Source organism: Clostridium sp. HGF2 (genome assembly GCF_964240115.1).
Lineage (GTDB): Bacteria > Bacillota_I > Bacilli_A > Erysipelotrichales > Erysipelotrichaceae > Clostridium_AQ > Clostridium_AQ innocuum.
Map to the genome: position 1 here is coordinate 176,975 of NZ_CAXSSO010000006.1, position 24,390 is coordinate 201,364.

Genomic DNA, 24,390 nt, shown 5'->3' on the forward strand with positions numbered 1-24,390 from the left:
AGATTAAGTGTAATTATTTTTCAATATAAATCAATACCTTTATCCTTACGGTTATTGACAAATGCAATTTTACCTACAAGTTTGATTTGTCCTGGAATGTCATTGCTTCAAATAGGGTATTTAAATTATCTTTCTGCCTTCATATTTTATATATTCTTTATTTCTATATTGTATGTGCTTTTAAAGAAATGGAGAAAATACTTATGCTGAGAAATTACATAGTATCTCTTAAGAGTAAATATATCCTATTATATATTCTTTCTATTCTGATTTTTTTCCTATTTCTATATGAAAGCGATTCGAAGATTGGCTTTATATCATACATAGGGAATAACTACTTGCCTTTAGTTACGTGTTCGATATTTTTTTCCTTTAACTATTGGAGGGCTAATTGTTTATATGCTATGAAATATCACATATTCTTAAGGATCAAAGAAAACAAACTTGTAACTCAAATCTTATGCATAGAGTTTCTTAATTCTCTTATTTTTATCATCATAACTTATATACTTCCATTTTATAATCAACTTGCATATATGCCAAAGATATATATGCTATATTTGATTAACATCAGTATCCTATACCTTATGATTAGTTGTTTAAATGCTGCCGCTCTTTTTGTTAGCAAAAGAATAACTAAAATATTATTAATGGCACCATTTTTATTAATGTTTGTGTTTCATTACTTAATCATGCTGCCTATACTCGAAAAATTGTGAAGGAGACAATCAAATGATACAACTTGTAAATATTTCTATCGCTTTTCATAATGTTAGCATTCTACGTAATGTAAATATGGATATTCACAGAGGTGATTTGATTCATATCACCGGATCAAATGGTTCAGGAAAATCTACTCTTTTAAAGATAATTGCTGGTCTTTTAAATGCAGATAAAGGTGAAGTAATAATCGAAAATAATGATATTGACATAGGTGCTTTAATTGAAAATCCTGCGTTTATTGAGAACGAGAGTGCTGAATATAATTTGAAATTCTTATATGATCTGAAAAACAGTTACGATAGAAAAACTGTTCAAAGCTATATGGAATATTTTGATTTAACTTTAGAAGATAAAAGGGCAGTAAAAAAATATTCAGTAGGTATGCGTCAAAAACTTGGTATTATTCAAGCTATTATGGAAAATCAGAATATTATCTTATTTGATGAGCCTACAAGAGGTCTCGATAATACATCAAGCAATAAATTTATTGAACTTGTAAAGAAATTAAATTCTGATAAGAAAACTATTATTATATGTGCTCATGATGGAGTTGACGAAATCCCTTTCAACAGGAAATTTACTATAGATAAGGAACAATTATATGAATGTATTGATTAGAAAGCACAAATATCTATTAGCTTACAGTTTGCTTTTTCCTATCTCCTATTTATTATTAAACTACAATAAAATATTTTTCAATCAGGTAGTTTACGGTATGCCTACGAACATTTTAATGATATGTCTTACTTGTCTCTTCTTGTTATTTGAAATACTATATCTTTTTGATACTACATTTTACTTTATGAATTTAAAGTATGAAATAGAAATTCGAAAACCTAATTTGCTTCGTGATTTAATTATTAAAAAAAGTTTGATAAGTGATATATTTTTAGCAGTAATACAACTTATTTCTTGTTATCTATTTTCTCATCATATCTATATAGGCTTTATTATGATAGATAAAGCAGGGTTGTTATTTATTTACTTGCTATTACTTAAAATAAAGATGACTAATGACAAAAAAGTAGACAGTATCATAATATTTATATTCATGATTATTCTTCATTTATGCATTGATTATTTATATGGCCTTTTAACTATCTTTTAAAATCGTGTTACTTACAGGTGATAGTAGCTTCTTATTCATTAAACTATTTTTACATTGGACTTCGCCAGAAAGAGTGGAATAAGGTAACTTATACTAAAAAAAATAATTCATTATAAACACCCCTAATACTGACTACAGCAGCTATATATAAAACATTAATATTTAACTTTTAAGGGTTCATAGGGATAAAGAGACATAATAAATAAAAGTATTACGTAATGATTGTAATGACTCTTCTCGTATAAGTTTAAGTCACTAATTGGAAGGAGTCCTGTAGATAAACGACTTTTAATAGTTACAAGAACAGACAAATTCATCCTCTATGAATCTGTCTGTTCTTATCTTCTTACATACGTGCATGCAGCATCATATCGATTAAGCCTTCTGCCTCCTTTGGACAGTTGCATCTTCCGATGCGTGTGTTTCCTTCCATATTATAGAAGCCGCTTCCCGCACTGACGAGCAGCTTACGGTCTGTCGCAAGCTTTAACAGACTTGCCATTTCCTTCTTTGTATGCATTGGATGGAAGACTTCAATTCCCTGTACACCCATGCGCAAAGCCTCGTCCAGTAGCTCCGGCTCCTGTACCAGCAGCTTTCCTGGATGGGCAAGCACAGAGATACCGCCCGTCAGTTCAATGACATCCAGTACATCCTTAAGATATGGATACTTCACAGGTACATAGCAAGGCTTTCCGTATGCGAAGTAATCTTTTTTCAAAGCTCGCCATCCGAATTCATCTCTGCGATACGGCTTTAAAATGGCACAATCATCAAATTCCGGTCGATTCAGTACATGCTTGGCAATCAGTTCACCGCTCAAACGCTGGAACCGGTTGCTTTTCAGAAGCCGTTCCTCATCAATATTACGTCCGAGCAATGCCTCAAATCTGCGGACACGGTCAATGCTGGCCCGCTTCTCATTCACCAGACTTTCATTTTCAATGTGTGCGAATAATTCACTGTTATACTGAATGAAATAACCGAGAATACGCACACGTCTTCCACGCAGATCACAGTTGATTTCAATACCCGGAATATAGGTTACACCATACAGCTCACTCATTCTCACCGCAATACTGTTTGCCTTTGCACAGTCCAGATCGGTTATGGAAACCGTCCGAATGTGGTTGCGCTTCGCATATTGGAAAATCTCTTCAACATTATACTGCCCGCGATCGGAGAAATTGGAATGAATATGCAGATCCATCGTATTCATAATCAATTCCGGCTGCTCAGCCTGTTTCGGCAGCAGCTGCTTTACCGCCTGCGGAGCTTTTTCTTTTTGTACAGGCTGTTGTGCTTTCTCTAATGCAACAACCCGTGTTCCAAGAACAAGATCGATCAAAGAGCGATGACGGCTGTCCGCAAGTGTAAACAAACCGTTCAACCCCCAGTATGCAGCAACACCGAATGTATTTGTAAAATACATCAGAATGATAAACGGAAGATCGAAGCCTACAAGCTCCCGCAGAAGTAGCTGCTGTCTGCTGGCCCTGCGCCCGCTTTTCTTGACCACCTTAAAGCCGAACATGCGCATGCCGACACTCTGTCCGCCGGTTTGCCGGTAGATATAGCTGTTCAGAAATAAAATAGATATAACAAGCAGCACCCCGATAAAGATGCTGATCAGCTTAATGCCGGAGATACTGATGATATTTCCCAGCACGGCAAGCAGAATAATATTCCATAAAGCAATCGGACACAGCATGATGCTGACATCCATACAGAATGCAAGCAGCCTGTCCTTACTGTCCTGTACATTCAGCGGACGAATGCCATCCACAGCCAGCTGATATTGTTTTTCTGGTGTTTTCCTCATTTTTTTCATGCCTTCACCTGTTTTCCTTCTCTTCATACGTTAACAGTCCTGTCTTGACACAAAGCGTGCCCAGCAGCCCCGACAGCACAAAAGACACTGTCAGTATATAGATACATTTAATATCGATTGTTCTTCCCTGCAGAAATCGCAAGCTGGTACCAACCGCCGCCGCAACGGACAGCAGAGGTATGAGCATATATTTTTTCAGGCTTCCAGTATCAAGCTGATACTCTGCCCCGCAGGCAGGACAGCGCAGATGCACATAGCCCTTTATAAAATGCAGTTTGATAGAAGTACCGCATTTTTCACATGTAAATATCTTCATTCTTGTTTAACCTCACAAGGATATTATACTACAGAATCCGCATTTGTATATGGTATTTCCCGTCTTAAGAAAAAGTTAAAGATTCCCGTACAGTTGTCCGTACACTGCTTTTTCATCCTATATTTTACACGGGGATATCCGTTACAGTATATGGTATCGCCCTGTGATTTAGTAGAAGAATCCGTTGGAGTTTTTCTTCCGTGTCCAACAGCTTTTCCAAAAAAACGACAGAATGGGAAGTTCTGCTGCCGCTTTCTTCGCTTATCTTATTTCTTTCGACAAACATAAGAAAATATTAAGGCTTCTCCTCTTGTGGAAATATCCGTTCTCCTATATCATATATACACATGAAGGGAGTTTTTGCATGTCCATGAAATATAAAAAAGAGCTGTCCTATGTATGCCTTGGCATATCCATAATGGCAATGCTGCTTTATTTTTATCTCACAATAGAAAATTATCTGAACTTCTCAGGAATCGTTATGTTTTCTGTCCTCATATGCTCGACACTGATCCTTGGTGTCTGCCTGCAGAACCGTCTCTATGATACACAAAAGCAAACAAGAAATCTGCGTCTCATGTGGACCGTCCTGTTTTCCTTCTATATATTTCAAATGATCTATATCCTCTTTTTTGCCAGTGAGTTCGCACGAGATTATGTAGACCTGCGCTCGCAGTCCTATCCGGATGCCCTGCGGATGCAATGGGAATATGGAACCAGTCTGAAGCCGTTCGCAACCATTCATCAGATGATGGCGATTTTCGATATGCCGTATGTGGACAACCGGATTGCCGTTATGAATCTGCTGGGTAATTTTGTTGCCTTTATGCCGTTTTCCTTTTTCCTGCTTTTACTTACTGACTGGGCGAAGCGTCCTGTGAAGCTGCTGCTCCGTATGGCATTTATCATCATCATGGTAGAGATTCTGCAGTTTTTTACACTGAGCGGTACTATGGATATTGATGATTTTATCCTGAATTTCAGCGGTGTTCTGTTGTCTTATATAATTTTACGTTTCACTCCGTTGTATAAAAGTCTATCTATCTTTTTGAAAAAGTAAATAGTATTTTCCATTCGGCTCATACTTCGTTCACTAGAATCTAGCTTTGTGATCTTCGCCTAGACAAACAAAATCAGCGTATGGATTCACATTTAATCAATTCAGGAAACTTAAAAATAAAGATACCAAAGCAGGTTGAAATTATAAAATTTCGTTTTGATACACCAAAAGCATATCTCTATATTGATATCCATTGTATGTTATAGATGCATCCCTTATAATATTGCTATGCTTACAGACTGACATGAAAAAGGAGCTTAACAATGAAAAACAAAACATTATGGACGGATACCGAAGGAAAACCTATACAGGCACATGGCGGAATGATACTGCAGCATAAAGGAATATATTACTGGTATGGAGAGAACAAGGATACGGAAACAGTTAATCGTCACGTCGATTTTATTGGTATTTCCTGTTACTCCTCTGAAGACTTGGAAAACTGGAGGAATGAAGGTATTGTACTTTCACCGGTAGTAAACAACCCTGCACACATGCTGTATACCAAAAACATATGTGAACGCCCCAGAGTATTATATAATAAAAGCACCAAGCAGTTTGTAATGTATACCCATGCGGATACTGCAGATTATTACTATGCCGGTGTTAATGTTGCGGTCGCAGCTTCTCCAACCGGACCATTTGTCTGGCTAAAGAGCTTTCAGCCCAACCGGCAGGACAGCAGGGATATGACGCTGTTTCAGGATCTGGACGGCAGTGCCTGGCTGATTCACAGTGCAAATTACAATAAAACAATGAATATTGCACGATTAAGTGATGATTATCTGGATGTTACCGGTTCCTATATCAGTATTTTTCAGGATCAGGAGAGGGAGGCACCGGCCATCATGTATTTCCATAACCGCTACTACATGATTACTTCCGGATGCAGCGGCTGGGAACCCAATCCCTCCTTATATGGCATCTGTGACCATCTGATAGGACCATGGAAGCTGATCGATAATCCTTGCACCGGTCCTGCATATCATACCACCTTTGACGGACAGGGGACCTGTATTTTCTTTGTGCAGAATCAGCCCTATGTACTGCTGGATCACTGGCACCCGGATGATTTGCGCTCCTCTGCCTACAGCATGCTTCCGATTCAGATATCAGATAACGGAGGATTAAAGATTGAATGGCAGGATGAAACGTTCTTCACAAATAGCAAAAGAAGAGAAGGAGCCTCATAAAAGGTCTTTCTCTTCTTTTTTTCATTTACTGCTCCAATGACATTTTCATTAACGCTTCCCTTGCGTTATCAATACTTTGATCAAGCAGCTGATCCACATCCTCTGCATAATCCCTTGATAAAACCAAATCCAGCAAAAGAGGAAAGTTCGTGCCGGTTACCGCTCTGGCATAGTCATACTGAAAGGTAGCCATTGCGGCAGCTTTAAAAGGAGAGCCGCCCGGCAAGTCAGTGAGGATAATGACATTTCCGTCGATAAACCTTTCCACTTCCTTATTCACCGTGTCGCACAGGTCTTCAAAGGAGGTTCCCTCCTGAAAGCTTATGCAGACAAGATGCTCACACTCCCCATTTAACAGCTTCAAGGAGCTGTACATCCCTGCAGCAAAGTCACCATGACCGCAGATGATAAGTCCTGTCATTACGATCTCCCCCGTTTCTTTTCTCTGGCCTTTTGCACACTGCTCATGAAAATCTCTGCACGCTTTGGATCAATTGGATTTTTCATATTTCCATTTTTCACCCATGTTGCGACCGATACACCATCATAGTATTGCAATAGCTCTTCAATGTTTTCGCCATTGGCGCCTCCACCTAAAATTACCGGTGTATCCGGAAGCTTTTTACGTACAGCATGTATCATTTCAAGGCTTTCCTCCTTGCTTTTGCCGGATACAAACAATCCATCCGCAAAAGCCTCATGCACTGCTTCCCATGCTGCATCATCAATCGGCTTACCACCTAACGGGATTCCATGAACCTCCTGTATATCCGCATATACGGGTACCTTGGAGCGTATTCTCTTACGCAAGGCTGCGATTTCAACACACTGCCCCTCCAATATACCTGCACTTGTAACATTTGCACCTGTAAACAGATGCTCCACACGCACAAAATCAGCATGTACGGCATCCGCCACAGCAAGGCTAGCAACGCCATCCCAATTCACAAGAACACCAAGGATAAGCTGCGGATACTGATGCTTTATTTCATATGCGATACGCGTCATATAGGCGATTGCCTCCGGAGCTGCAATTTGCTTGATTGGCATATCGTTCATATTTTGTAAAATTACGCCGTCAAAGCCATTATCCACAATCATTTGTGTTTCTTCCAAAACCTCTGCAACGATATCATCAATCGTTTTATCCTCATGCCGGTAGCTTCCAGGCAGCGCACTGGGCTGGATCATGGCAAATGCCGTACAATCAGGTTTAAACATCATCTGCACCTCTCAGTTCTTTTATATACTTCATGCTTATATCATACATTTGCGTAGCCGGAATTACTCCCTGCTCCGTGATGAACGCCTTGATAAACCCCGGTGACACCGCAAGCAGCTCCGGTGCTGTATAATCAATGGTTCCCTTCACCTGCTTCGGATTTGCCACAGGTTCCAGCTTGCTTCGCAAATCGTTTATCACCGTACATTTCTCTTTTCCATACACAGGACGTACATCCAGCTTGATCAAAGGGGATATAAAATACAGCGGCACATGAAAATAATCACAAAGCAGACCGACAATATCAGATCCGGTTGTATTGAAGCCCGTACCATCCGGGTATATGCTCTCTGCCCCCATAAAAACACCATCACAGGATTTCATATAATACATCATGCTCGCATCAGGAATGAAATGAATCTGATGTCCTGCTTCAAGACATGACTGAACGAAGGGAGCACCGCCATTGATCACACGGCTTTCCGGTATATAAATACGCTTGGGACCGTTGATTTTACGCAGGAATGCTTCCACACTGCTGGAATAATCATATACCATGATTGCAGACATACGATTCCCTATTTCCACAGCATAGGAAACAGCGGTTTCTGATGCGGCCGTACAATCCCGCTCATATTGCTTTTTCACATCTATAATACGCTGTGCATAGGTACGAATATCACGTTCCTCATGCTGTCTGTATCCGGCAGTCATCAGATAGACAGCATTCGTTATCGCCTGCGATGCCTCTCCTCTGGTATGAATAAAAAACTGACAGACCTCCTGGATTCGCTCCAGCATTTCCGCTATCGTACGATTCGTTTCAACACTGTCAACAGCAATTTGCTCAATCATTTTCCCAATCATTTGAATATGCTTGCTAGCCCCTAATACTCTTTGCTCAACAATGTCATCAAAGTCCTTCACAGCAGCAGCCGGAAGAGCTTTCCTCGCCTTTTCTAAATTTACTGTATACATTCTTTTTCCTCACATCTGCAGCAGACGTTTGGCATTTCCATCCGTAAACATCTGCAGCTGATCCTCTTTCAAATCAAATAAATCAAATACCTCCACAGCATTTTTTGTAAAACGCTGCGGATAGGTTGTTCCGAATACGATCTGTTCTTCACGAAGCTGCCGGAATGCCTTTTTCAGAATCTGCATTTCATACTGATTACTCGTTTCTACATATGCATTTTTATTACGCTTTACAATATCCACGCAGCTGTACCCGTAATCAAAGCATCCCATATGCAAATAGATAAACGGTATTTGCGGATATCTTCTTGTATACGATTCCCACTGATGCGGCAAGGCCTTTGCGCCAATACCGGAAAATACCTTAACAGGCAAACCGCGCTCCTGCAGCATTGCGAACACCTCATCCAGAACAGGACAATCATCGGGAGCATAGCCATGACGATATGAATCAAATTCTATCATACGGATTTCTTTCAGCGAGCAGGCATGTCTTGTATCCTCGAGAATCGTAGATAGTGCAGGATTCAGCACTGCACATCCGATCAAACGCTCAGGGTATTCCTTTACCAGCTCAGCAATTTTCTGGTTTCCGTCTTGCACATCATCATAGCGCATATCTGAAATAACACGCCGATTGATATGGAAACGGTCCATATCCCGCAAGAGCTTTTGCACACTGCCTTCTCCACTGTCTGTTTTTAAATGCGAATGAATATCTATCATCAGAGCACCTCCTTAGCCAAGAATGCCTGCATAAACTGCAAGTATAGCAAACACCATTGTGAAGAAAATCAGTTTAACTGCCGAGATTTTTTTCTTTGTTACCAGATAATACATCAGGAAGGTATAGGCCAGACCCAGAACACCCGGCATCAGACCATCCAATGTCTTCTGAATATTGATAACTGTCTCACCGGACTTTATTTCAATCGGAATGTTCATAACAACCAGAGCCGGTATGAAGCCTCCGACAATCGTATAGGCAGCGATTGCGGCAATATCTGTAATTTTGGAAATCAGACCACTGGAGTTAATTTTTTCAACAAGCTTGATTCCCTGCTTATATCCCTGAAATACTCCCAGATAGCGGATGCCCAGGGAAACGATACTCATACCGATAACAAAGAATATCGGTCCTACCCATCCCAGATTGGCATGTACAAGAGAAATGGCAAGACTTGCCAGAATAGGTCTTGCTGTACCATTCAGCAAGGAATCCCCAAGGCCTGCAAGAGGTCCCATAAGGGCAGTTTTTACCGCATTGATTGCATTGGGGTCCATATCTGGATCATTCGCGTGCATTTCTTCCATTGCCGCAGCAATTCCGACAGGAATAGCACTTGTGATATCATTTGTCAGAAAATATTCCATATGCCGTTCATAAGCCTCCCGCTTATCCTCATCATTGTCATAGACCTTTTCAATGACCGGCATCATAGCCTGAGTAAAGCCGGCATTTTGCTGGCGCTCATAGTTATTTGCTCCACGGATTGTAAGCTGACCGCGGAATACCTTCCATAAATCTTTTTTTGTTAGTTTCTTTGCTTCCATTTGCCTACTCCTTTCCCTCATCTGCAAGTTTGAAATAGTAATACAGTGCCGCAAAAACAACAGCCAGCAGTGCAATACCTACCATATTGATCTGCAGATAGGCCGCAAAGAAAAATCCGAGAAACAGGAACGGCCACATGGTATGATTTTTGATAGAGCTGAGCAGTAAAGCAAAACCGACAGCACCTACCATATTTCCTCCTACAGATAATCCGGTTATAATCTTATCCGGAATCGCTTTAATGATATCTGCTACAAAATCGGCACCAAAATATACAGCAAGAAAGGTTGGTACTCCATAGAGAAGGGCATTCATCGCCATTGTAAAGACGATATTGTTCATAACCAGCCCTCTTGTATCCAGTATTTCAATCGCATGCTCCGCTCTATGCATAAACCATACATTGATTACGGAATTTTGCACCGTCTCCGCAATCTGACCTATGAAGGATACAGGAAGTGCAGTTGCTACTGCCAGATCTGTCCCTCCGCCACCCAAAATGGCTACAGCAGTTGCGATTGCTGTTGAAATCGTGGGATTGGGGGGTACTGCTGTTCCAACAAAGATAACAGCAAGAAACATAAGCTCAACGGTTACACCTACCTGCAATCCGGTATTGAAATCCCCCATGATAGCACCAACCAGTGGTCCAATAAATATTGGGCGGAAGATGTGTGTCTGTGTTGTATGTGCATCAATAAATGCAATTGTCACAGCCAGCGCGACAAGAAATGCCTGTAAAAATAAACTCATAAAATTCCCTTCCTTTCTAAATTAAAGCAGATTTACCAGAATCTGTTTATGCTCATTTGGTACAGCGCGTACTTCAACCTCCACCTTTTCTGCAAGAAGACGAATATCCTTTTCTTCCTCATCATTCAGCCAGCAGTTCCCCAGAATTTTTCTTTTCCCCTTTTTCATATTGATATTTCCGACATTTATACTTTTTACATCGCTGCAGCTGTCAATCAAATACAACGCCTGCTTCGGACCGCGTACAAGCAGCAGTGTTTTTGTATCACTCTCGTCGTTTTGAATCAGCTGCTTTGCATCCTCAAGACTCATAATTTTTAAATCAACCTTTTTCGGTGTTGCCATTTTGAGGAGGGACTGCTGCAGGGTATCCTTCGCAGCCGCATCATCCGCAACCAAAATCTGCTTAGCATCACTATGTGCTATCCAAGCGGTTACCACCTGTCCGTGAATCAGTCGATCATCAATTCGAAACGTAGTTATGTTCATATCTGTTCCTCCCTTACTCGCTTCCATAATTTTTCAGCATTCCGATAAAAAATATCAGCGCGCTGCTCTTCTGTTAATTCCAACTCATAAAATTTGCTGATCTCCATATTTACCGGCTTATAGGGCCAGTCCGTACCAAAGCAGACACGTTTCGATCCCAGCACAGCTATCGCTTTTTTTAATACCTCTACATCCATTTGTCCGGAGCTTTCCACCCAGACATTCGGCAAATCCTTAACCGCTTCTATCGTGGACATCCCGAATTCATAATACCCGATGTGAGTGAATACAAAACGGACATGCGGATGCTTTTTGGCATATTCTGCCCAGACATAGGGATTGCTGATTGGTGCAGTACCGACATGGGTTTGCACATGCACACCATAGGAATCGATTTTGTCCAGCAGGCGATCGAGGGATCCGGAATTATCCGGATAATAGCCATGCTTCCAGGAATGAAACTTCACTGCACTCATGCCATATGTCCCAAGGCATAGGTCTATTTCATTTTCTGCAGCTGCATCCTTTGGATTGATAAACGCATAGCCCTCAATGACCTCTGGATATTCCTGCATTGCACGGTAAATCAAATCATTCTGCTCTCTTGTAGATATCCCTGAAAGACAGCTGATACCGACCTTTTCAATACCATACCTCTTCAAATCTGTTACCAGCTCGCTGGGTGTGTTTTCATCTCCGGAGCTTGTCTTCCCTAAATGGGAGTGAATATCATAATACTTCAAGTCGTCTCCCTCCTGTTCTAATCATGATATAACATGTTACAGCCATATAATAACTTATTATATCATGTTTGTCAATATTAACTGTATGAATTACAAATTTTGTTATCTATGTAAGCCTTTTACATAAAAACATGCGGTATAATAGCTGTTTACTTGTTATATCATCGAAACAAAAAAGTAATGGCGGACTGGATTATATGCCCTTTTTTATTCTATTTACTTATGAAGCAATACGGTATGCATTACTTTGCTGTAAATTAAAAAGAGCAGCAAACAACCGTTCACTGCTTTCATCAAAAATATGACATATTCATTTTCCTCAACGGGATATCATAAGCATGCAGACAGACTCGTGAAGCCACAGAGTGAAAGCCTACTGCAACAGATCAATAAGCTGCTTATAGCTCATCCTTTTTCAATGTAATGATATATTTGTATTCATCCGCTTTATAGGAATTTATCGATAATTCCAGCGGCCTGTTCTTGTAATCATAAGTGATTCGCTCTCTCCTAAATAACGGCTCTCCTTCATTCATATAAAGCTCTTTCCGCAATGCCGTAGATGGCATTACCGCCTCTATGGATTCTACTGCACGCTCTATATGGAGACCCTGTTCTTCATATAAGGCATAGATTGATGTTTTTTCATTCAATACATCTGCGTGTAGTTCAAAACCGGTTTGCCTCGATATAAACTGTTCATTCATCCCGATGATTCTTCCATTTTTCAAGCGCAGACGTTTCAGGCGGTAAATATCAGCGCCCTCCTGAAGCTGTAAGTAATCACATACGATTCCGGAAGCTTTCATTTCTTCAAATTCCAAGATAATAGAAGAAGGCCGTTCCCCGGACTTCATAGCATCCTGTGAGAAACTGCTGACACCGACTAAATCGGTATATTTTCTATTCGCCAGCACCATAGCACCTTTCCCCTTTTGCACTTTTATAAATCCGGCAAGCTCCAAATCCTGAAGTGAACGTCTAATCGTTATACGGCTGACATTGAATTCCGCTTGTAAGGATGCTTCTGATGGCAGAAGCTCATTTTCTTTATATACTCCATTTTCTATTCGTTTCTGCAACTCCTTGTAAATCTGCAGATACAGCGGAGCACCTTCTTTTTTCTGCATTGTTTCATCCCCTTTCCTGAATGTAGTTCCCCTTAAAATATAACACAACATGTTATAAAAATAAAGATAACATGATATAACATCTTCTCTTTTTTAAGGTTTTACTTCGTTCATGTGATAAAGAACACTTAAAAATGGCAGAACCATGTATGAGAATGAAGAAGGACAGACGCAGAAGCCTCATAGTTTCTGGAATTTCCGGTATATCTATTGCATAGCATTTTATGTGTTAATTCACTGATATAATACATGTTGTCGAAGACGGATATGCATACAAAAAGGAATCAGATTCAGACTGATCCCTCTTTGTATTATTTCAATGTGTTTTCCACTGTCTGAAGCAAATCCTCTGCAGTTAATCGGAATTCCTTCTGCAAGAATTCCGGAGTACCTACTGCGCCGAAGCGTTCTTTAACACCATGTCGTTTGAACTTTACAGAGATATTGTTCTCCGCAAGAACCTCTGCGACAGCACTTCCCAGACCACCGATAATCGAGTGATTTTCAAATGTTACAACAGCCTTTTTCCCTGCTGCCTCACGAATGATCAGCTCCTCATCCAGCGGCTTGATGCAGAACATATCAATGACTTCCACGGAAATTCCTTGTTTTGACAATACTTCCGCACAATCCAGTGCATCGCTCACCAGCTGTCCGGCAGATATAATCAAAACATCGCTTCCTTCTCTTACAATGTTTCCTTTTCCCATTTCAAAGGTGGAGCCTTTTTCGTATACATTGCGTACATCCTTACGATTTGCACGGATATAATGCACACCTTCCATCCTTGCGAATTCTCTTATGATCCAGTCCAGCTGTACCTCATCGGCTGCATCGCATACCACAGCATGCGGAATTGCGCGCATCAGAGCGACATCCTCCCATGTAGTATGTGTACCCCCGTTTGGCCCTGCCGTAAATCCAGGATCCGAACTGTATATGTTCATTGTATTACCGGCATATGCACCAGACAGGAAAATCTGATCGTAGATTCTTCTGGAAGCAAAGGGTCCAAACGTATGTAAATACGGTTTGAAGCCTGTCACAGACAGCCCTGCCGCAACACCTGTCATGTTTGCTTCTGAAATACCGCACTGAATGAACCGGTCCGGATTGCTTTTCTGAATCTTGGTAAAGCCGCTTGCACCGCCAAGGTCAGCTTCCATTGCCACAACCTGAGCATCGCTCTTCATCATATCCTGCAGTGTTTCCACGACAACCATACGCAGCTCTTTCCCTTTTTTACTGCGGTCTTTGCTGAGAGTAAACATTCTACTGTCCCTCCTTTTCAATAAATTGCTTTAAATCTGCAATCGCCTTATGTGTTTCATAGATAACTTCATCACTGTTGAATTTAACAGAATGATTGGATACCATTTCTTCAAAGTACGGTACACCCTGTCCTTTGATCGTATCCAGAACGATACATACTGCCTGATCCTTTACCGCTTTGGCCTGTTCAATTGCCGCATCAATCGCTTCAATGTCATTTCCCTTTACGACCTGAACATCAAAGCCGAATGCCTTCATCTTATCAGGAATACTGAAAGGATTCATGACATCCTTCGTATACCCGTCAAGCTGCCGCTTGTTATCGTCAATAATCACGATACAGTTATTCAGCTTATAATGAGCAACATACTGGAAGGCTTCCCAGCACTGCCCTTCATTCAACTCGCCATCTCCCACAATCATGTAGACATAACGACTTGATCCTTTCATACGCAGCCCCGTCGCAATACCTGCAGCAGCACTTGTACCCTGTCCCAGAGATCCGGTTGTCATGTCAACACCCGGAGTTTTTGTACGGTCGGGATGACTTGGAAGTCTTGTACCACCATCATTCAGTGTCATCAGCCATTCCTTGTCGAAAAAGCCCTTCTCTGCCAGCGCACAGTACCAGGCAGGTCCCGCATGACCCTTTGATAAAACGACCATATCGCGATCCTCCATCTTCGGGTTTTTCGGATCCACATGCAGCTGTTTACCATACAGAACACTCATCAGTTCAACGATGGATAGAGAACCTCCCAAATGTCCGTATCCTCTGTGTTCCAGCATTTCCAGTATATCCATTCGCAGTTGTGCAGCAAATACCTGCAATTCCTTCAGTTGTGATGTTTCCAATGCTATTACCTCCTTTTCAGATAGCGTGCAAGCCTTCAGGCAATGTATGGTACTGCTCTTTTTACGTTCGCTGTACAATTAGCGATGCTCCAGTTTTCACGCTTATTTCTGCTGTTTTTTATCAAAAATTTGTGAAGAAAAAGAAGGATGGAAGAAACAGCCTTCTTTTTCCGTTTTTTTAAAGACCGAATACTTCTTTCAGCTTGGTTTCGATTTCATTCATATCCATAAGCTGATTTAAGATGATCTTGTTTTTGTAGCTCGTCATCTGAGGTGCAAGGTCTGCTCCGATGACAAACAGGTCAGCACTTCCTTCTGTTACTTCACCGATTGCCGTATGCTCAACCTTTACACCGGATACACCCAGCTTCTTCAGAGCTTTTTCGACATTCATGCTGACGATCATGCTGCTTCCAAGTCCCTGTCCGCAGCAACACATAATGCTTCTGATTTCCATAATTTATTTTCCTTCTTTCTAAAGCCTATTCAGCTTTTTTTGCTTTCTTAGGTGCAACATAATTGTACACGATAGGAATCAGGAATACAACCGCACAGACACCTAACAGACCAACGCCCTGAACAATCTGAGCGATATTTCCGAAGACGATTCCCATCCAGGAGAAGTCTGCATCAGAGAATGTACAGTTAGCGAAGTTCAAAGACCCCATAACTGGCATACAGATTGCAGGCAGGAAGGTAATCAGTAACCCGTGCATGAAGCTTCCAAATACACAGCCCTTTAATCCACCCTCAGCATTTGCAAATACACCGGCGGTTGCTCCACAGAAGAAGTGAGGAATAACACCAGGCAGAATCAATGCAACGCTCATGATGCTGGAATCGATGAATCCAAGAATGAACAGACCTACGATACCTCCAAGGAAGGATACCAGGAATCCAATCAGTACAGCGTTTGGTGCATAAGGGAATACGACCGGACAGTCAATTGCAGGTACAGCACCCGGCACCAGCTTTTCAGCAATACCACGGAATGCAGGAACGATTTCACCAACGATCAGACGAACACCGCTCAGGATGATGTAAACACCACCGGCGAAGCTCAGACCGCTTGTAATAGCCCATACAGCCCAATGTGTCTTCGTTTCAGCCCCAACGTTCAGCAGACCGGCCAGGTTTGGATATTTTTCAAGAACAGCTGCAGCATCAGCACTCAGGATACCCTTGCTTACCGCCACAGTTGTAACGATCAGGAAGAAGATAACCATCGTAAGACCGATTGCTACGGTTGTATCACGCAGGAATGTCAGACGCTGAGGGAAGTTAACTTCCTCTGTTGATTTCCCTTTGCCCTTGAACAGCTTCCCACACTGTGCAGCAAACCAGTATCCGGCACCACCGAAGTGACCGAAGCCAAGCTCATCCGTTTTTGTAATCTTGCGCATTGTCGGCTGACAGAACGCAGGAGAGAATGCCATGATGAAGCCAAGCAGAAGTCCGCCGCCCAGCCACAGCTGCCAGCTGGTAAGACCACCGACATTCAGAATAACGGCAAGCATACATGCCATGTAAAGAGTATGATGACCTGTTAAGAAAATGTAGTGCATTCTTGAGAAACGAGCCATAATGATATTGAAGACCATACCCAGACACATGATATAAGCAGTATCTGTAGCGAAGTCCTTCAGAGCCAGAGAAACAATGGCTTCATTGTTTGGTACAACCCCCTGCATACTAAATGCATAATTGAACAAATCACCGAACGCATTCAATGATCCGGACTGCAGGAACGAAGCTCCGGCAGATAATACGAGGAAGCCGACGATTGTTTTAACGGTTCCCTTGACAATATCTTCGATTGGCTTACGCTGAAGCGCAAGACCCAGCAAAGACATCAGACCTACAAGAATTGCAGGTGTGGACAGTATGTTGATAATAAATTCTAACATATGTGTAAATCCTCCCTTTCAAATGGTTAACGCTATTTTTCACATGCGTTGGAAACAAACAGGTCGAATATTTCCTTCGGGCATGTTGCGTCCAGAATTTCCTGAACCTTCTTCTCATCGGAGAAGATGTTGGATACAGCCTGAATCCCTTCCATGTGGGATTCACTGTCTTTGGCAACCAGTGTTACCAGTACACGGACATCATATCCGTCCGGCTTGAATTTCACCGGCTCCTTGAGCACGGTCACAGCCATCTGTGTGTCATTGACACCGGATTGGTTGCTGGCGTGAATCAGGGCCAGGTTCTCACAGAGTACATAGTATGGACCAAGCCTTTCTGTGATTTCGTAAATGGCAGCTTCATATGCCGTTGTGCAGTAATTCTGCTCAATCAGTGGTTCACATGCAATGTGAACAGCTTCTTTCCAGTCCTGCACCCGATCTCTCAGGTAACAGTTTTTTTCCTGTAACAGTTTTTCCATAGATGTCATAACCTTACCTCTTTACGTTTTCATTATCTTTTTTTTCGGTTGGAAATACAAGACCAATTGTTTTCCCGTTTTTGTGCAAAATGTTAGATATCGTGCAATTTGTAATCGCTTAAGTGCAAATTAATCTTCATTTTCCTGTGTATGCGCGCGAATATAGCTCTGAATATCCTCACTGCTTTCCAATGCTGCCAGCTGCTCAATACTCTTCTTTTTTGAAAATATATTCAGCACATCATTCAGGATGCGGATATGCTTGGTCTGATCCTCCGCACATAATACGATGATGATGCGTGCCTGCTTTCCATTCAGAAAGGTAACCGGATGCTTAAAGGTGCATAAGGCCACATCAAGCTGCTTCACACCCTTTTCAATCGCTGCATGCGCAAGCACGAGTCCGTCTGCTAGAAACATCATCAGACCGCGGTTTCTCTGATCCTCCACGATTGCCTCCACATACTCCTGTGTAATGGAGTCCTCCATCAGAAGCGGACGGCAGGACAGACGCAGAGCCTCTTCCCAGTCACAATCCTCCCGGCAAATCTGAATATGGGAGGGCTTGAGATAATATACGAGATTCTGACCGAAATTACGGTGGGGCACCGTACGAATCTGTATGCTGGAATAGTAATCCTGCAAATCTTTTTCAAACTCATCCAGCTTGGAGGATGGAATATAACTGGTTGCCAGTCGCACAATCTCCTGTATCTGCAGATTGGCCTGCGGTTCGGTATACATGCAGTTACGCAGTATGGTAACCCTGTCCTGATCTGTCAGAATCGGATGTACGACAATCAGCTTCTTTTCCTTCGGAAGGACGACGGTGGATATCACAACATCAAAATCATGATTTTCCTCGTACTGACTCAACGGAAGGTTCACGATTTCAGTTGCCTGCGGCACAAGTGAAGCCACCTCATTACGCAGCATATTTCCTGTTCCGATTCCGTTTGGACAGATGATCAGGATACGCAGATTGCGCTTCTGTGTCTGATTGGTCGTCAGAAATGCACCAAAATGCAGTGTAATGTAGGCTACCTCTGCATCGGATATCAGACAGCCCAGCTTCTTTTCCAGATATTCACAGGATTTTTTTGTAATTTCGTAAAGCTCCTCATACTCCGTCTTGATGCTGTTCAGCATCGGATTTCCCAGCTGAATACCGTATCGATAGCGATACAGGGATGTTTTCAGATGCGCATTGATCGCATCCACCAGCTCCTCCTCCTGATCAAAGAATATACAGGTCAGGCGTTCAAATTCATGAACAAGGTTCTTGGAAATCTCGTAGGTTTCATCCTGCTCCTTCATGACATTGACAGGAATCGTCTGCAGTCTCGACCCCAGCAGATGCAGAGTTACATAAATCTTCTCACCATTTTCCAAATCCGGAAAATACTGTGAAACAAGCTGATATTCCTTTGTTTCTACAATCTCCTCCTCATCCATATCCGAGAACGTCAGCTGATCACTGCGCTTGTCAATAGCAGACATAAAAACAGCAAGTGTCGGCAGTACCCCGCTGACATATTCCGCATGCAGCTCACTTTCAATTTTCTTCAGCTTTACCAGAATTTCACGGATATACTGCTCATTTTCCGCAAGGACAACCTGCCGGTCATAATACTCCCATAAGGATGGAAACAGCATAAAGAAAATTGCACGCTTCTTAATCGTGTCTCCAGCAATACGATAGCCGCTTTTGATATCGTAGGTCAGCTCCAGATTGTAATTTTCAAGGAATCGTATGACATTTTTCAGATCATTGATCACCGTATTTCTGCTGACCTGACATACCTCCATGAAATTCTCTATATACAGCGGATGGGAACGGATAATGATTGCACATATCTCAATCCGGTTTCGCTCATCCGGGGTAAAGACATGATAGTTATCACTCCCCTGATCACTCATTGCCTCCTGTATCCTTCTGGACTGCTCACTGCTGACAAAAATACCCTTGCCGCGTTCCTGAACAAGCGGATCGATTTCCTGATCCTCCAGCCATTCATTGATTTTAGTGATATCATAATACACACTGCGTCTTGATATCTGCATTTCATCTGCAAGATCCTGTATTTTCAGATATCCTCCGGCATACATTAGCCTTTTTAAGATTTCCTGACAGCGCTTGTCAAGATTCAACATAATATTCATGCAATTCCTCCCGCGTCTTAAACGAAATCATGCTTTATTCAATAGCTGTTTGACTTTTTTATGGTATGGCGTACCCTTCAGATTCACTCTGGCTTTGTTCAGATACAGCTCCATCTGTCGGCGGTTTTTCTGGTAGGAATACTGAAGTCCAAGCAGATATTGTAGAATACCCATCTGTACCTGCTGATCCTGCTTTTGATCTTTTTTTATTTTTTCTGCTTCCTTTTTCTCAAGGAGTGCTTCCATTTCTGCGATATCTTCACTCTTTTTTTCAATCATGATGCGAAACAGCATTCGATCATATAAAAGTTCTTCCTCCCCTGCGCTTTTTTCAATATATGAGAGCAGCCGTTCACATACATCTCGGTTTTCCCGGTCAAGGAAATAAAAATAGGTTTGACTGGCTATCTGATATGCCTGCGCATTTGTAAGTCGGCTGTCAAGCAGCTTTTTGGTCTGTTCTTCAATTTTACGGTTATTTCCCTGTGCCAGATAAACACGCAGCGTGTTCCAGTTACGGTCATACTCCTTAAAAAACAGCTGAAACGCTTTGCTGTTCAGCATGATGAGAACCTTATCGTACTGCCCGTTATGAAGCAGTTTCAATACTCTGTTCCATAAAAGGCTGCGAATAACAAAGGGAACGGCTACCGCTGTCATAATAATCGTCAGTAAGACGAGAAGCATAATTTTATTCATACCATCACTCCTACGATATCAGAATCGAATGTTTCTATTTATAAAATAACAAGCATAGCTTTCAAAATCAAATCCAAATCTTTTCACATCTTTTGACACAATCTGTACAATTATAGATTCTATCCTTATATAGTTTGAAAAGAAATCGCTATTTCCTGGGAAAATCAAACGTAGCAGAGAAAAAAAAGGAGCATGCTTTTTTGCAGCATACCCCATATACCTTGCCGAAATGACAGCTTTTACCGCCCAGCAGCCTCAGTTTTGAAAAACGGCAGATATCTGCCGTTTCGTTTTGTTTGATTATTCAGCTTTACCGTAAGAACCGAATTCTTTCATCATAGATGTAACTTTATCTTTGATTGCATCGCATCCTGGCTTCAGCAGTTTACGAGGGTCGTAGCCCTTACCTTCCAGGTCTTTTCCAGCTTCAACATATTTACGAGTAGCATCTGCGAATACCAGCTGCAGCTCAGTGTTAACGTTGATCTTGGAAACACCTAAAGAGATAGCCTTAGCAATCTGATCAGCAGGAATTCCTGATCCACCATGCAGTACCAGTGGTTTTCCGTTTGTTACATCCTGGATTTCTCCCAGACGTTCAAAGTTCAGACCAGCCCAGTCAGCAGGGTATTTTCCGTGGATATTACCGATTCCGGCAGCCAGGAAGTCTACTCCCAGCTCAGCGATTGTCTTACATTCCTGAGGATCAGCAAGCTCACCCATGGAAGCAACACCATCTTCTTCACCACCGATTCCACCAACTTCACATTCGATGGATAATCCTTTAGAATGAGCCAGTTCGATCATTTCCTTGGATTTTGCCAGGTTTTCTTCGAATGCATAGTGTGAACCGTCGAACATTACAGATGTGAATCCAGCTTCGATACAGGCTTTTGCACCTTCGTAGCTTCCGTGATCCAGATGCAGAGCAACCGGTACAGTGATTCCCAGGCTGTCGTGAACTTCTTTAACCATAGCTACTACAGTCTTAAATCCACACATGTATTTAGCAGCACCTTCAGATACTCCTAACATAACCGGAGATTTAGCTTCTTCAGCTGCCAGTAAAATCATCTTTGTCCATTCAAGGTTGTTAATGTTGAAAGCACCAACTGCGTAATGACCTTCGTGTGCTTTATTCAGCATTTCTGTTGCGGATACTAATGCCATAATCAAATTCCTCCTTTAGTCTCTTAACACTATTATTCTACTGCATTTTTCCCCTTTTGAAAAGCTTTTGGACACATATTTTCAAAAAAGGGCATATTTCAAGTTTGCTTACGGAAAACCTTTTATATCACAGCAGCCATGGCAGGCATCCGTAGGTTGACGGCCTTCCTTCCCTGATTTTCCAAAAGCAGTATGCTGCTATGCTTCCATAGCACATGCTGATAACGGCTTAGAGGCATGAAAAAAGGGGATGCATCCTTTTTAGAATTCTTCATCCCCTGCTTTTGCAGCATCGTCTTCCTCGTAGTCATCGTCAGCCTCCTCATCGATAAGGATTTCTTCCGTATCCACAACAACTTCATGATAGGTGTGGCGTTCTCTGAGGTCCCATTTGTTTTCTCCGACATTTACAAATCGGTCATCCAGCGACAGATCACTGTAAAACTGTGCGATATTGTCTTCCTCCTGCTGCTTCGTAAATGCCATAACCTGGCAGACTTCTTCCCACAGCTTCAGAAATACAATAGCTTTCTTCTTCGTAGACATCAAATCATATGCTACATCGACCATAGACTTTTTCATAATAACTTCATGCTCCTCCTACATTTTTTCAATGGCGTCAACGCCGATTAGATATAAGGCATTCTTCAATGTGATCTTTGTGGCTTTCAGCAGTGCCAGTCGCTGGGAAGAAAGTTCCGGCTGCTGAGGATCTATTACCTTGCATACATTATAGAAGCTATGGAAATGCTGTGCCAGCTTCTGAATATAATTGCATACCTTATGCGGTGCACGGGAACGTGCAGCATCGCTTACTACATTCGTAAATTCATTGATATACTTCATCAGTGCGATTTCCTTTTCATGCGTCAGCAGCTCAAAGGACTGCGCCTCCGCAATTTCGGAAGCCTGTCGCAGAATCGAACAGATACGGGCGTGTGCATACTGCGCATAGTATACAGGGTTGTCATTGCTCTGTTTTCTGGCAAGCCCCAGATCAAAATCCAGGTGTGTATCCACGGCGCGCTGGACAAAGAAATAGCGTACGGCATCCACACCGACCTCTTCACAGAGTTCACGAATGGTTACCGCGTTTCCAAGACGCTTGCTCATCTTGACCTCTTCACCGTTTTCAACAAGGCGTACCATCTGGATAATATCCACCTGCAGCTTGTCCGGGTTATTTCCCAATGCTTCAATGCTCGCTTTCAGACGGGGAATATATCCGTGATGATCGGCACCAAGCAAATCCACGAGCAGATCATAGCCACGATCCAACTTATCCTTATGATATGCTATATCAGGTACCAGATATGTGTAGGAGCCATCCTTTTTTCTAAGAACACGGTCCTTATCATCCCCGAAACGTGTTGTCGCAAACCAGAGGGCACCGTCTTCTTCATACGTAAGACCCTTTTCATGCAATACCTCCAGTGCCTTTTCGACCTTTCCTTCATCACGAATGCTTTGTTCACTGCTCCATACATCGAAGTGCACCCGGAAGTTATCCAGATCACGCCGTATTTTATCAAGCTCGAATGCAATCCCCTTTTCCTTAAAGAATTTCAGGTTGGCATCGCTGTATTCGACATAGGCATCCTTATATTCTTCCGCAATCGCAATTGCGATGTTTTTAACATCTTCCCCGTGATAGCCATCCTCCGGCAGATCAAAATCCAGACCCAGATGCTCACGGTATCTCGCCTGCAGACTCTTGCCGAGATTTACAATCTGATTTCCGGCATCATTAACATAATATTCACGGCACACATCATATCCGCTTGCTTTCATCAAACGGGTGATGCTGTCACCCCACGCGGCACCTCTTGCATGACCCAGATGCAAATCACCTGTCGGATTCGCAGAAACATATTCCACATTCACCTTCAGACCTTGTCCATCGTTGCTGTTTCCGTAGTTATCCTGCTCCTGCAGAACCCTCGTTATGATCTGTGCAAGGGATGTGTTCTTGATTGTGAAGTTGATAAAGCCGGGTCCTGCAATTTCACAGCTTTCGATATCTGCCGCCGCTTTATCCAGTGCCTCAACAACAGCCTCTGCGATTTTACGCGGATTATTTTTTAATACCCGGGTCAATTGCATTGCCACATTCGTAGAGTAATCACCATGACTTTTGTCCTTTGGTATTTCAATTACAATGCTCGCTGTATCAAGCTCTGTATCAAATGCTTTCTGCACGGCATTGTGCAATGCCTGCTTTAAGTTGTTCTCAATCTGATTCACACCTTATCCTCCTTTAAAATCCAAAGGATACGATATCCGTCCGTGACCTCGTCACCGCTTAGAATATCATATTCAATGGCTATAATATTTTCTCTTTTTATATATTTATGCGTAAAAACTCCAATATCGATCGTTCCAAATTCTGACAGAATAGAACCTGTCGTCTGCTTTTTATGCTGAAACGTCAGCCGTGTCATGAGTTCTCCGTCCCGTTGAATGCGAAGCTCCTCGTTCTCAGCCTCAACGCTGACCGCAGTATTGCTGCCGCGTTCCTTGTAGGAAAGCCGAAGACAGCCGTCTGAATCCGAAAAAAAAGCCTGTCCTACAAACATGAGGTTCCGCTCTTCTGTGTAAAGATGTTTCTGTTTTACTACGATATGCTTTTTCATGCTGTCACCACTTATCATGAGCATTATAGCAGAAATTGAATATCGTGCAACCTTTTTTTCACTTTTTCTCTTTAAAATTTTAACTGCCACTTTACGCACAAAATATGC

At 42.1% G+C, this 24,390-nt stretch carries 25 protein-coding genes; 3 read left to right on the top strand and 22 right to left on the bottom strand.

The features are described 5' to 3' along the window. The first annotated feature begins 732 nt into the window (after nucleotides 1-732). Nucleotides 733-1,341 carry an ATP-binding cassette domain-containing protein gene (locus tag ACESPQ_RS12105; RefSeq protein WP_044904009.1) on the top strand — a complete coding sequence of 203 codons (609 nt, stop codon included), beginning with the start codon at nucleotides 733-735 and terminating at the stop codon, nucleotides 1,339-1,341. Nucleotides 1,342-2,177: 836 nt separating this feature from the next. On the opposite strand, the gene ACESPQ_RS12110 is transcribed toward ACESPQ_RS12105, so the two are convergent. Together ACESPQ_RS12110 and ACESPQ_RS12115 are read right to left on the bottom strand one after the other, a co-directional pair. Continuing rightward, nucleotides 2,178-3,662: an RDD family protein gene (locus ACESPQ_RS12110; RefSeq protein ID WP_373144406.1), complete on the bottom strand. Its 1,485-nt coding sequence runs from the start codon at nucleotides 3,660-3,662 to the stop codon at nucleotides 2,178-2,180. A gap of 4 nt (nucleotides 3,663-3,666) precedes the next feature. Then, nucleotides 3,667-3,978: a hypothetical protein gene (locus ACESPQ_RS12115; protein WP_002606988.1), complete on the bottom strand. Its 312-nt coding sequence runs from the start codon at nucleotides 3,976-3,978 to the stop codon at nucleotides 3,667-3,669. Between the two features lie 364 nt (nucleotides 3,979-4,342). Here ACESPQ_RS12115 and ACESPQ_RS12120 point away from each other — a divergent pair, with 364 nt between their 5' ends. Both ACESPQ_RS12120 and ACESPQ_RS12125 read left to right on the top strand, forming a co-directional pair. Further along, nucleotides 4,343-5,038, top strand: a complete 696-nt coding sequence (locus ACESPQ_RS12120; RefSeq protein ID WP_109770563.1) for a VanZ family protein — start codon at nucleotides 4,343-4,345, stop codon at nucleotides 5,036-5,038. A gap of 263 nt (nucleotides 5,039-5,301) precedes the next feature. Next, nucleotides 5,302-6,231: a glycoside hydrolase family 43 protein gene (locus ACESPQ_RS12125; protein WP_109770562.1), complete on the top strand. Its 930-nt coding sequence runs from the start codon at nucleotides 5,302-5,304 to the stop codon at nucleotides 6,229-6,231. Nucleotides 6,232-6,256: 25 nt separating this feature from the next. Here the strand turns inward: ACESPQ_RS12125 and ACESPQ_RS12130 are convergent, their stop codons facing one another. The 20 genes from ACESPQ_RS12130 to ACESPQ_RS12225 all read right to left on the bottom strand — a co-directional run bounded on the left by ACESPQ_RS12130 (nucleotide 6,257) and on the right by ACESPQ_RS12225 (nucleotide 24,282). Beyond that, the gene (locus ACESPQ_RS12130) at nucleotides 6,257-6,652 is read right to left on the bottom strand and encodes a PTS sugar transporter subunit IIA (protein ID WP_002606985.1); all 396 of its coding nucleotides are present in this window, start codon (nucleotides 6,650-6,652) and stop codon (nucleotides 6,257-6,259) included. After that, nucleotides 6,652-7,455: a BtpA/SgcQ family protein gene (locus ACESPQ_RS12135; RefSeq protein ID WP_002606984.1), complete on the bottom strand. Its 804-nt coding sequence runs from the start codon at nucleotides 7,453-7,455 to the stop codon at nucleotides 6,652-6,654. The genes ACESPQ_RS12130 and ACESPQ_RS12135 overlap by 1 nt, the downstream gene beginning before the upstream one ends. Further along, nucleotides 7,445-8,431, bottom strand: a complete 987-nt coding sequence (locus ACESPQ_RS12140) for a hypothetical protein (RefSeq protein ID WP_373144407.1) — start codon at nucleotides 8,429-8,431, stop codon at nucleotides 7,445-7,447. Before ACESPQ_RS12140 ends, ACESPQ_RS12135 begins: the two co-directional genes overlap by 11 nt. A gap of 9 nt (nucleotides 8,432-8,440) precedes the next feature. Then, nucleotides 8,441-9,157, bottom strand: a complete 717-nt coding sequence (locus tag ACESPQ_RS12145) for an amidohydrolase family protein (protein WP_002606982.1) — start codon at nucleotides 9,155-9,157, stop codon at nucleotides 8,441-8,443. 12 nt (nucleotides 9,158-9,169) lie between these two features. Next, the gene (locus ACESPQ_RS12150; protein ID WP_002606981.1) at nucleotides 9,170-9,985 is read right to left on the bottom strand and encodes a PTS system mannose/fructose/sorbose family transporter subunit IID; all 816 of its coding nucleotides are present in this window, start codon (nucleotides 9,983-9,985) and stop codon (nucleotides 9,170-9,172) included. Between the two features lie 4 nt (nucleotides 9,986-9,989). After that, complete coding sequence (locus ACESPQ_RS12155) at nucleotides 9,990-10,739, bottom strand: PTS mannose/fructose/sorbose/N-acetylgalactosamine transporter subunit IIC (protein WP_109770561.1); 750 nt, start codon at nucleotides 10,737-10,739, stop codon at nucleotides 9,990-9,992. Between the two features lie 21 nt (nucleotides 10,740-10,760). Further along, nucleotides 10,761-11,228: a PTS system mannose/fructose/N-acetylgalactosamine-transporter subunit IIB gene (locus ACESPQ_RS12160; RefSeq protein ID WP_002606979.1), complete on the bottom strand. Its 468-nt coding sequence runs from the start codon at nucleotides 11,226-11,228 to the stop codon at nucleotides 10,761-10,763. Continuing rightward, nucleotides 11,225-11,971, bottom strand: a complete 747-nt coding sequence (locus ACESPQ_RS12165; RefSeq protein WP_109770560.1) for an amidohydrolase family protein — start codon at nucleotides 11,969-11,971, stop codon at nucleotides 11,225-11,227. Before ACESPQ_RS12165 ends, ACESPQ_RS12160 begins: the two co-directional genes overlap by 4 nt. Before the next feature lie 398 nt (nucleotides 11,972-12,369). Further along, nucleotides 12,370-13,101, bottom strand: a complete 732-nt coding sequence (locus tag ACESPQ_RS12170) for a GntR family transcriptional regulator (protein ID WP_002606977.1) — start codon at nucleotides 13,099-13,101, stop codon at nucleotides 12,370-12,372. A gap of 311 nt (nucleotides 13,102-13,412) precedes the next feature. Then, nucleotides 13,413-14,372 carry a transketolase family protein gene (locus ACESPQ_RS12175; RefSeq protein WP_373144408.1) on the bottom strand — a complete coding sequence of 320 codons (960 nt, stop codon included), beginning with the start codon at nucleotides 14,370-14,372 and terminating at the stop codon, nucleotides 13,413-13,415. A gap of 1 nt (nucleotide 14,373) precedes the next feature. Further along, nucleotides 14,374-15,228 carry a transketolase gene (locus ACESPQ_RS12180; protein WP_257335058.1) on the bottom strand — a complete coding sequence of 285 codons (855 nt, stop codon included), beginning with the start codon at nucleotides 15,226-15,228 and terminating at the stop codon, nucleotides 14,374-14,376. 178 nt (nucleotides 15,229-15,406) lie between these two features. Then, nucleotides 15,407-15,685 carry a PTS sugar transporter subunit IIB gene (locus tag ACESPQ_RS12185; RefSeq protein ID WP_002606974.1) on the bottom strand — a complete coding sequence of 93 codons (279 nt, stop codon included), beginning with the start codon at nucleotides 15,683-15,685 and terminating at the stop codon, nucleotides 15,407-15,409. A gap of 25 nt (nucleotides 15,686-15,710) precedes the next feature. Next, complete coding sequence (locus ACESPQ_RS12190) at nucleotides 15,711-17,135, bottom strand: PTS ascorbate transporter subunit IIC (RefSeq protein WP_002606973.1); 1,425 nt, start codon at nucleotides 17,133-17,135, stop codon at nucleotides 15,711-15,713. Nucleotides 17,136-17,167: 32 nt separating this feature from the next. Further along, on the bottom strand, nucleotides 17,168-17,626 hold the full coding sequence (locus ACESPQ_RS12195) for a PTS sugar transporter subunit IIA (protein ID WP_002606972.1): 459 nt from the start codon (nucleotides 17,624-17,626) through the stop codon (nucleotides 17,168-17,170). A 120-nt stretch (nucleotides 17,627-17,746) separates the two neighbouring features. Continuing rightward, nucleotides 17,747-19,780, bottom strand: coding sequence for a BglG family transcription antiterminator (locus ACESPQ_RS12200; RefSeq protein WP_109770558.1), 2,034 nt, complete (start codon nucleotides 19,778-19,780; stop codon nucleotides 17,747-17,749). 27 nt (nucleotides 19,781-19,807) lie between these two features. Beyond that, on the bottom strand, nucleotides 19,808-20,479 hold the full coding sequence (locus ACESPQ_RS12205; RefSeq protein ID WP_118002435.1) for a hypothetical protein: 672 nt from the start codon (nucleotides 20,477-20,479) through the stop codon (nucleotides 19,808-19,810). Between the two features lie 300 nt (nucleotides 20,480-20,779). After that, nucleotides 20,780-21,649, bottom strand: coding sequence for a class II fructose-1,6-bisphosphate aldolase (fba, locus tag ACESPQ_RS12210; protein WP_002606969.1), 870 nt, complete (start codon nucleotides 21,647-21,649; stop codon nucleotides 20,780-20,782). 261 nt (nucleotides 21,650-21,910) lie between these two features. Next, nucleotides 21,911-22,231 carry a DNA-directed RNA polymerase subunit delta gene (gene rpoE, locus ACESPQ_RS12215; protein ID WP_002606967.1) on the bottom strand — a complete coding sequence of 107 codons (321 nt, stop codon included), beginning with the start codon at nucleotides 22,229-22,231 and terminating at the stop codon, nucleotides 21,911-21,913. Nucleotides 22,232-22,249: 18 nt separating this feature from the next. Beyond that, the gene (gene argS, locus ACESPQ_RS12220; RefSeq protein WP_044903999.1) at nucleotides 22,250-23,893 is read right to left on the bottom strand and encodes an arginine--tRNA ligase; all 1,644 of its coding nucleotides are present in this window, start codon (nucleotides 23,891-23,893) and stop codon (nucleotides 22,250-22,252) included. Continuing rightward, nucleotides 23,890-24,282, bottom strand: a complete 393-nt coding sequence (locus ACESPQ_RS12225; protein ID WP_233108900.1) for a DUF1934 domain-containing protein — start codon at nucleotides 24,280-24,282, stop codon at nucleotides 23,890-23,892. Before ACESPQ_RS12225 ends, argS begins: the two co-directional genes overlap by 4 nt. Nucleotides 24,283-24,390 lie beyond the last annotated feature (108 nt).

Bases quoted from the DNA above. Each gene is read 5' to 3' on its own strand.
- ACESPQ_RS12175 (WP_373144408.1), bottom strand. From the start codon at position 14,372: ATGTTTACTCTCAGCAAAGACCGCAGTAAAAAAGGGAAAGAGCTGCGT.
- ACESPQ_RS12145 (WP_002606982.1), bottom strand. From the start codon at position 9,157: ATGATAGATATTCATTCGCATTTAAAAACAGACAGTGGAGAAGGCAGT.
- ACESPQ_RS12135 (WP_002606984.1), bottom strand. From the start codon at position 7,455: ATGATGTTTAAACCTGATTGTACGGCATTTGCCATGATCCAGCCCAGT.
- ACESPQ_RS12205 (WP_118002435.1), bottom strand. From the start codon at position 20,479: ATGAATAAAATTATGCTTCTCGTCTTACTGACGATTATTATGACAGCG.
- ACESPQ_RS12130 (WP_002606985.1), bottom strand. From the start codon at position 6,652: ATGACAGGACTTATCATCTGCGGTCATGGTGACTTTGCTGCAGGGATG.
- ACESPQ_RS12150 (WP_002606981.1), bottom strand. From the start codon at position 9,985: ATGGAAGCAAAGAAACTAACAAAAAAAGATTTATGGAAGGTATTCCGC.
- ACESPQ_RS12125 (WP_109770562.1), top strand. From the start codon at position 5,302: ATGAAAAACAAAACATTATGGACGGATACCGAAGGAAAACCTATACAG.
- rpoE (WP_002606967.1), bottom strand. From the start codon at position 22,231: ATGAAAAAGTCTATGGTCGATGTAGCATATGATTTGATGTCTACGAAG.
- ACESPQ_RS12195 (WP_002606972.1), bottom strand. From the start codon at position 17,626: ATGACATCTATGGAAAAACTGTTACAGGAAAAAAACTGTTACCTGAGA.
- ACESPQ_RS12160 (WP_002606979.1), bottom strand. From the start codon at position 11,228: ATGAACATAACTACGTTTCGAATTGATGATCGACTGATTCACGGACAG.
- ACESPQ_RS12115 (WP_002606988.1), bottom strand. From the start codon at position 3,978: ATGAAGATATTTACATGTGAAAAATGCGGTACTTCTATCAAACTGCAT.
- ACESPQ_RS12185 (WP_002606974.1), bottom strand. From the start codon at position 15,685: ATGGAAATCAGAAGCATTATGTGTTGCTGCGGACAGGGACTTGGAAGC.
- ACESPQ_RS12200 (WP_109770558.1), bottom strand. From the start codon at position 19,780: ATGAATATTATGTTGAATCTTGACAAGCGCTGTCAGGAAATCTTAAAA.
- ACESPQ_RS12105 (WP_044904009.1), top strand. From the start codon at position 733: ATGATACAACTTGTAAATATTTCTATCGCTTTTCATAATGTTAGCATT.
- ACESPQ_RS12170 (WP_002606977.1), bottom strand. From the start codon at position 13,101: ATGCAGAAAAAAGAAGGTGCTCCGCTGTATCTGCAGATTTACAAGGAG.
- ACESPQ_RS12110 (WP_373144406.1), bottom strand. From the start codon at position 3,662: ATGAAAAAAATGAGGAAAACACCAGAAAAACAATATCAGCTGGCTGTG.
- ACESPQ_RS12140 (WP_373144407.1), bottom strand. From the start codon at position 8,431: ATGTATACAGTAAATTTAGAAAAGGCGAGGAAAGCTCTTCCGGCTGCT.
- ACESPQ_RS12155 (WP_109770561.1), bottom strand. From the start codon at position 10,739: ATGAGTTTATTTTTACAGGCATTTCTTGTCGCGCTGGCTGTGACAATT.
- ACESPQ_RS12225 (WP_233108900.1), bottom strand. From the start codon at position 24,282: ATGAAAAAGCATATCGTAGTAAAACAGAAACATCTTTACACAGAAGAG.
- ACESPQ_RS12190 (WP_002606973.1), bottom strand. From the start codon at position 17,135: ATGTTAGAATTTATTATCAACATACTGTCCACACCTGCAATTCTTGTA.
- ACESPQ_RS12120 (WP_109770563.1), top strand. From the start codon at position 4,343: ATGTCCATGAAATATAAAAAAGAGCTGTCCTATGTATGCCTTGGCATA.
- fba (WP_002606969.1), bottom strand. From the start codon at position 21,649: ATGGCATTAGTATCCGCAACAGAAATGCTGAATAAAGCACACGAAGGT.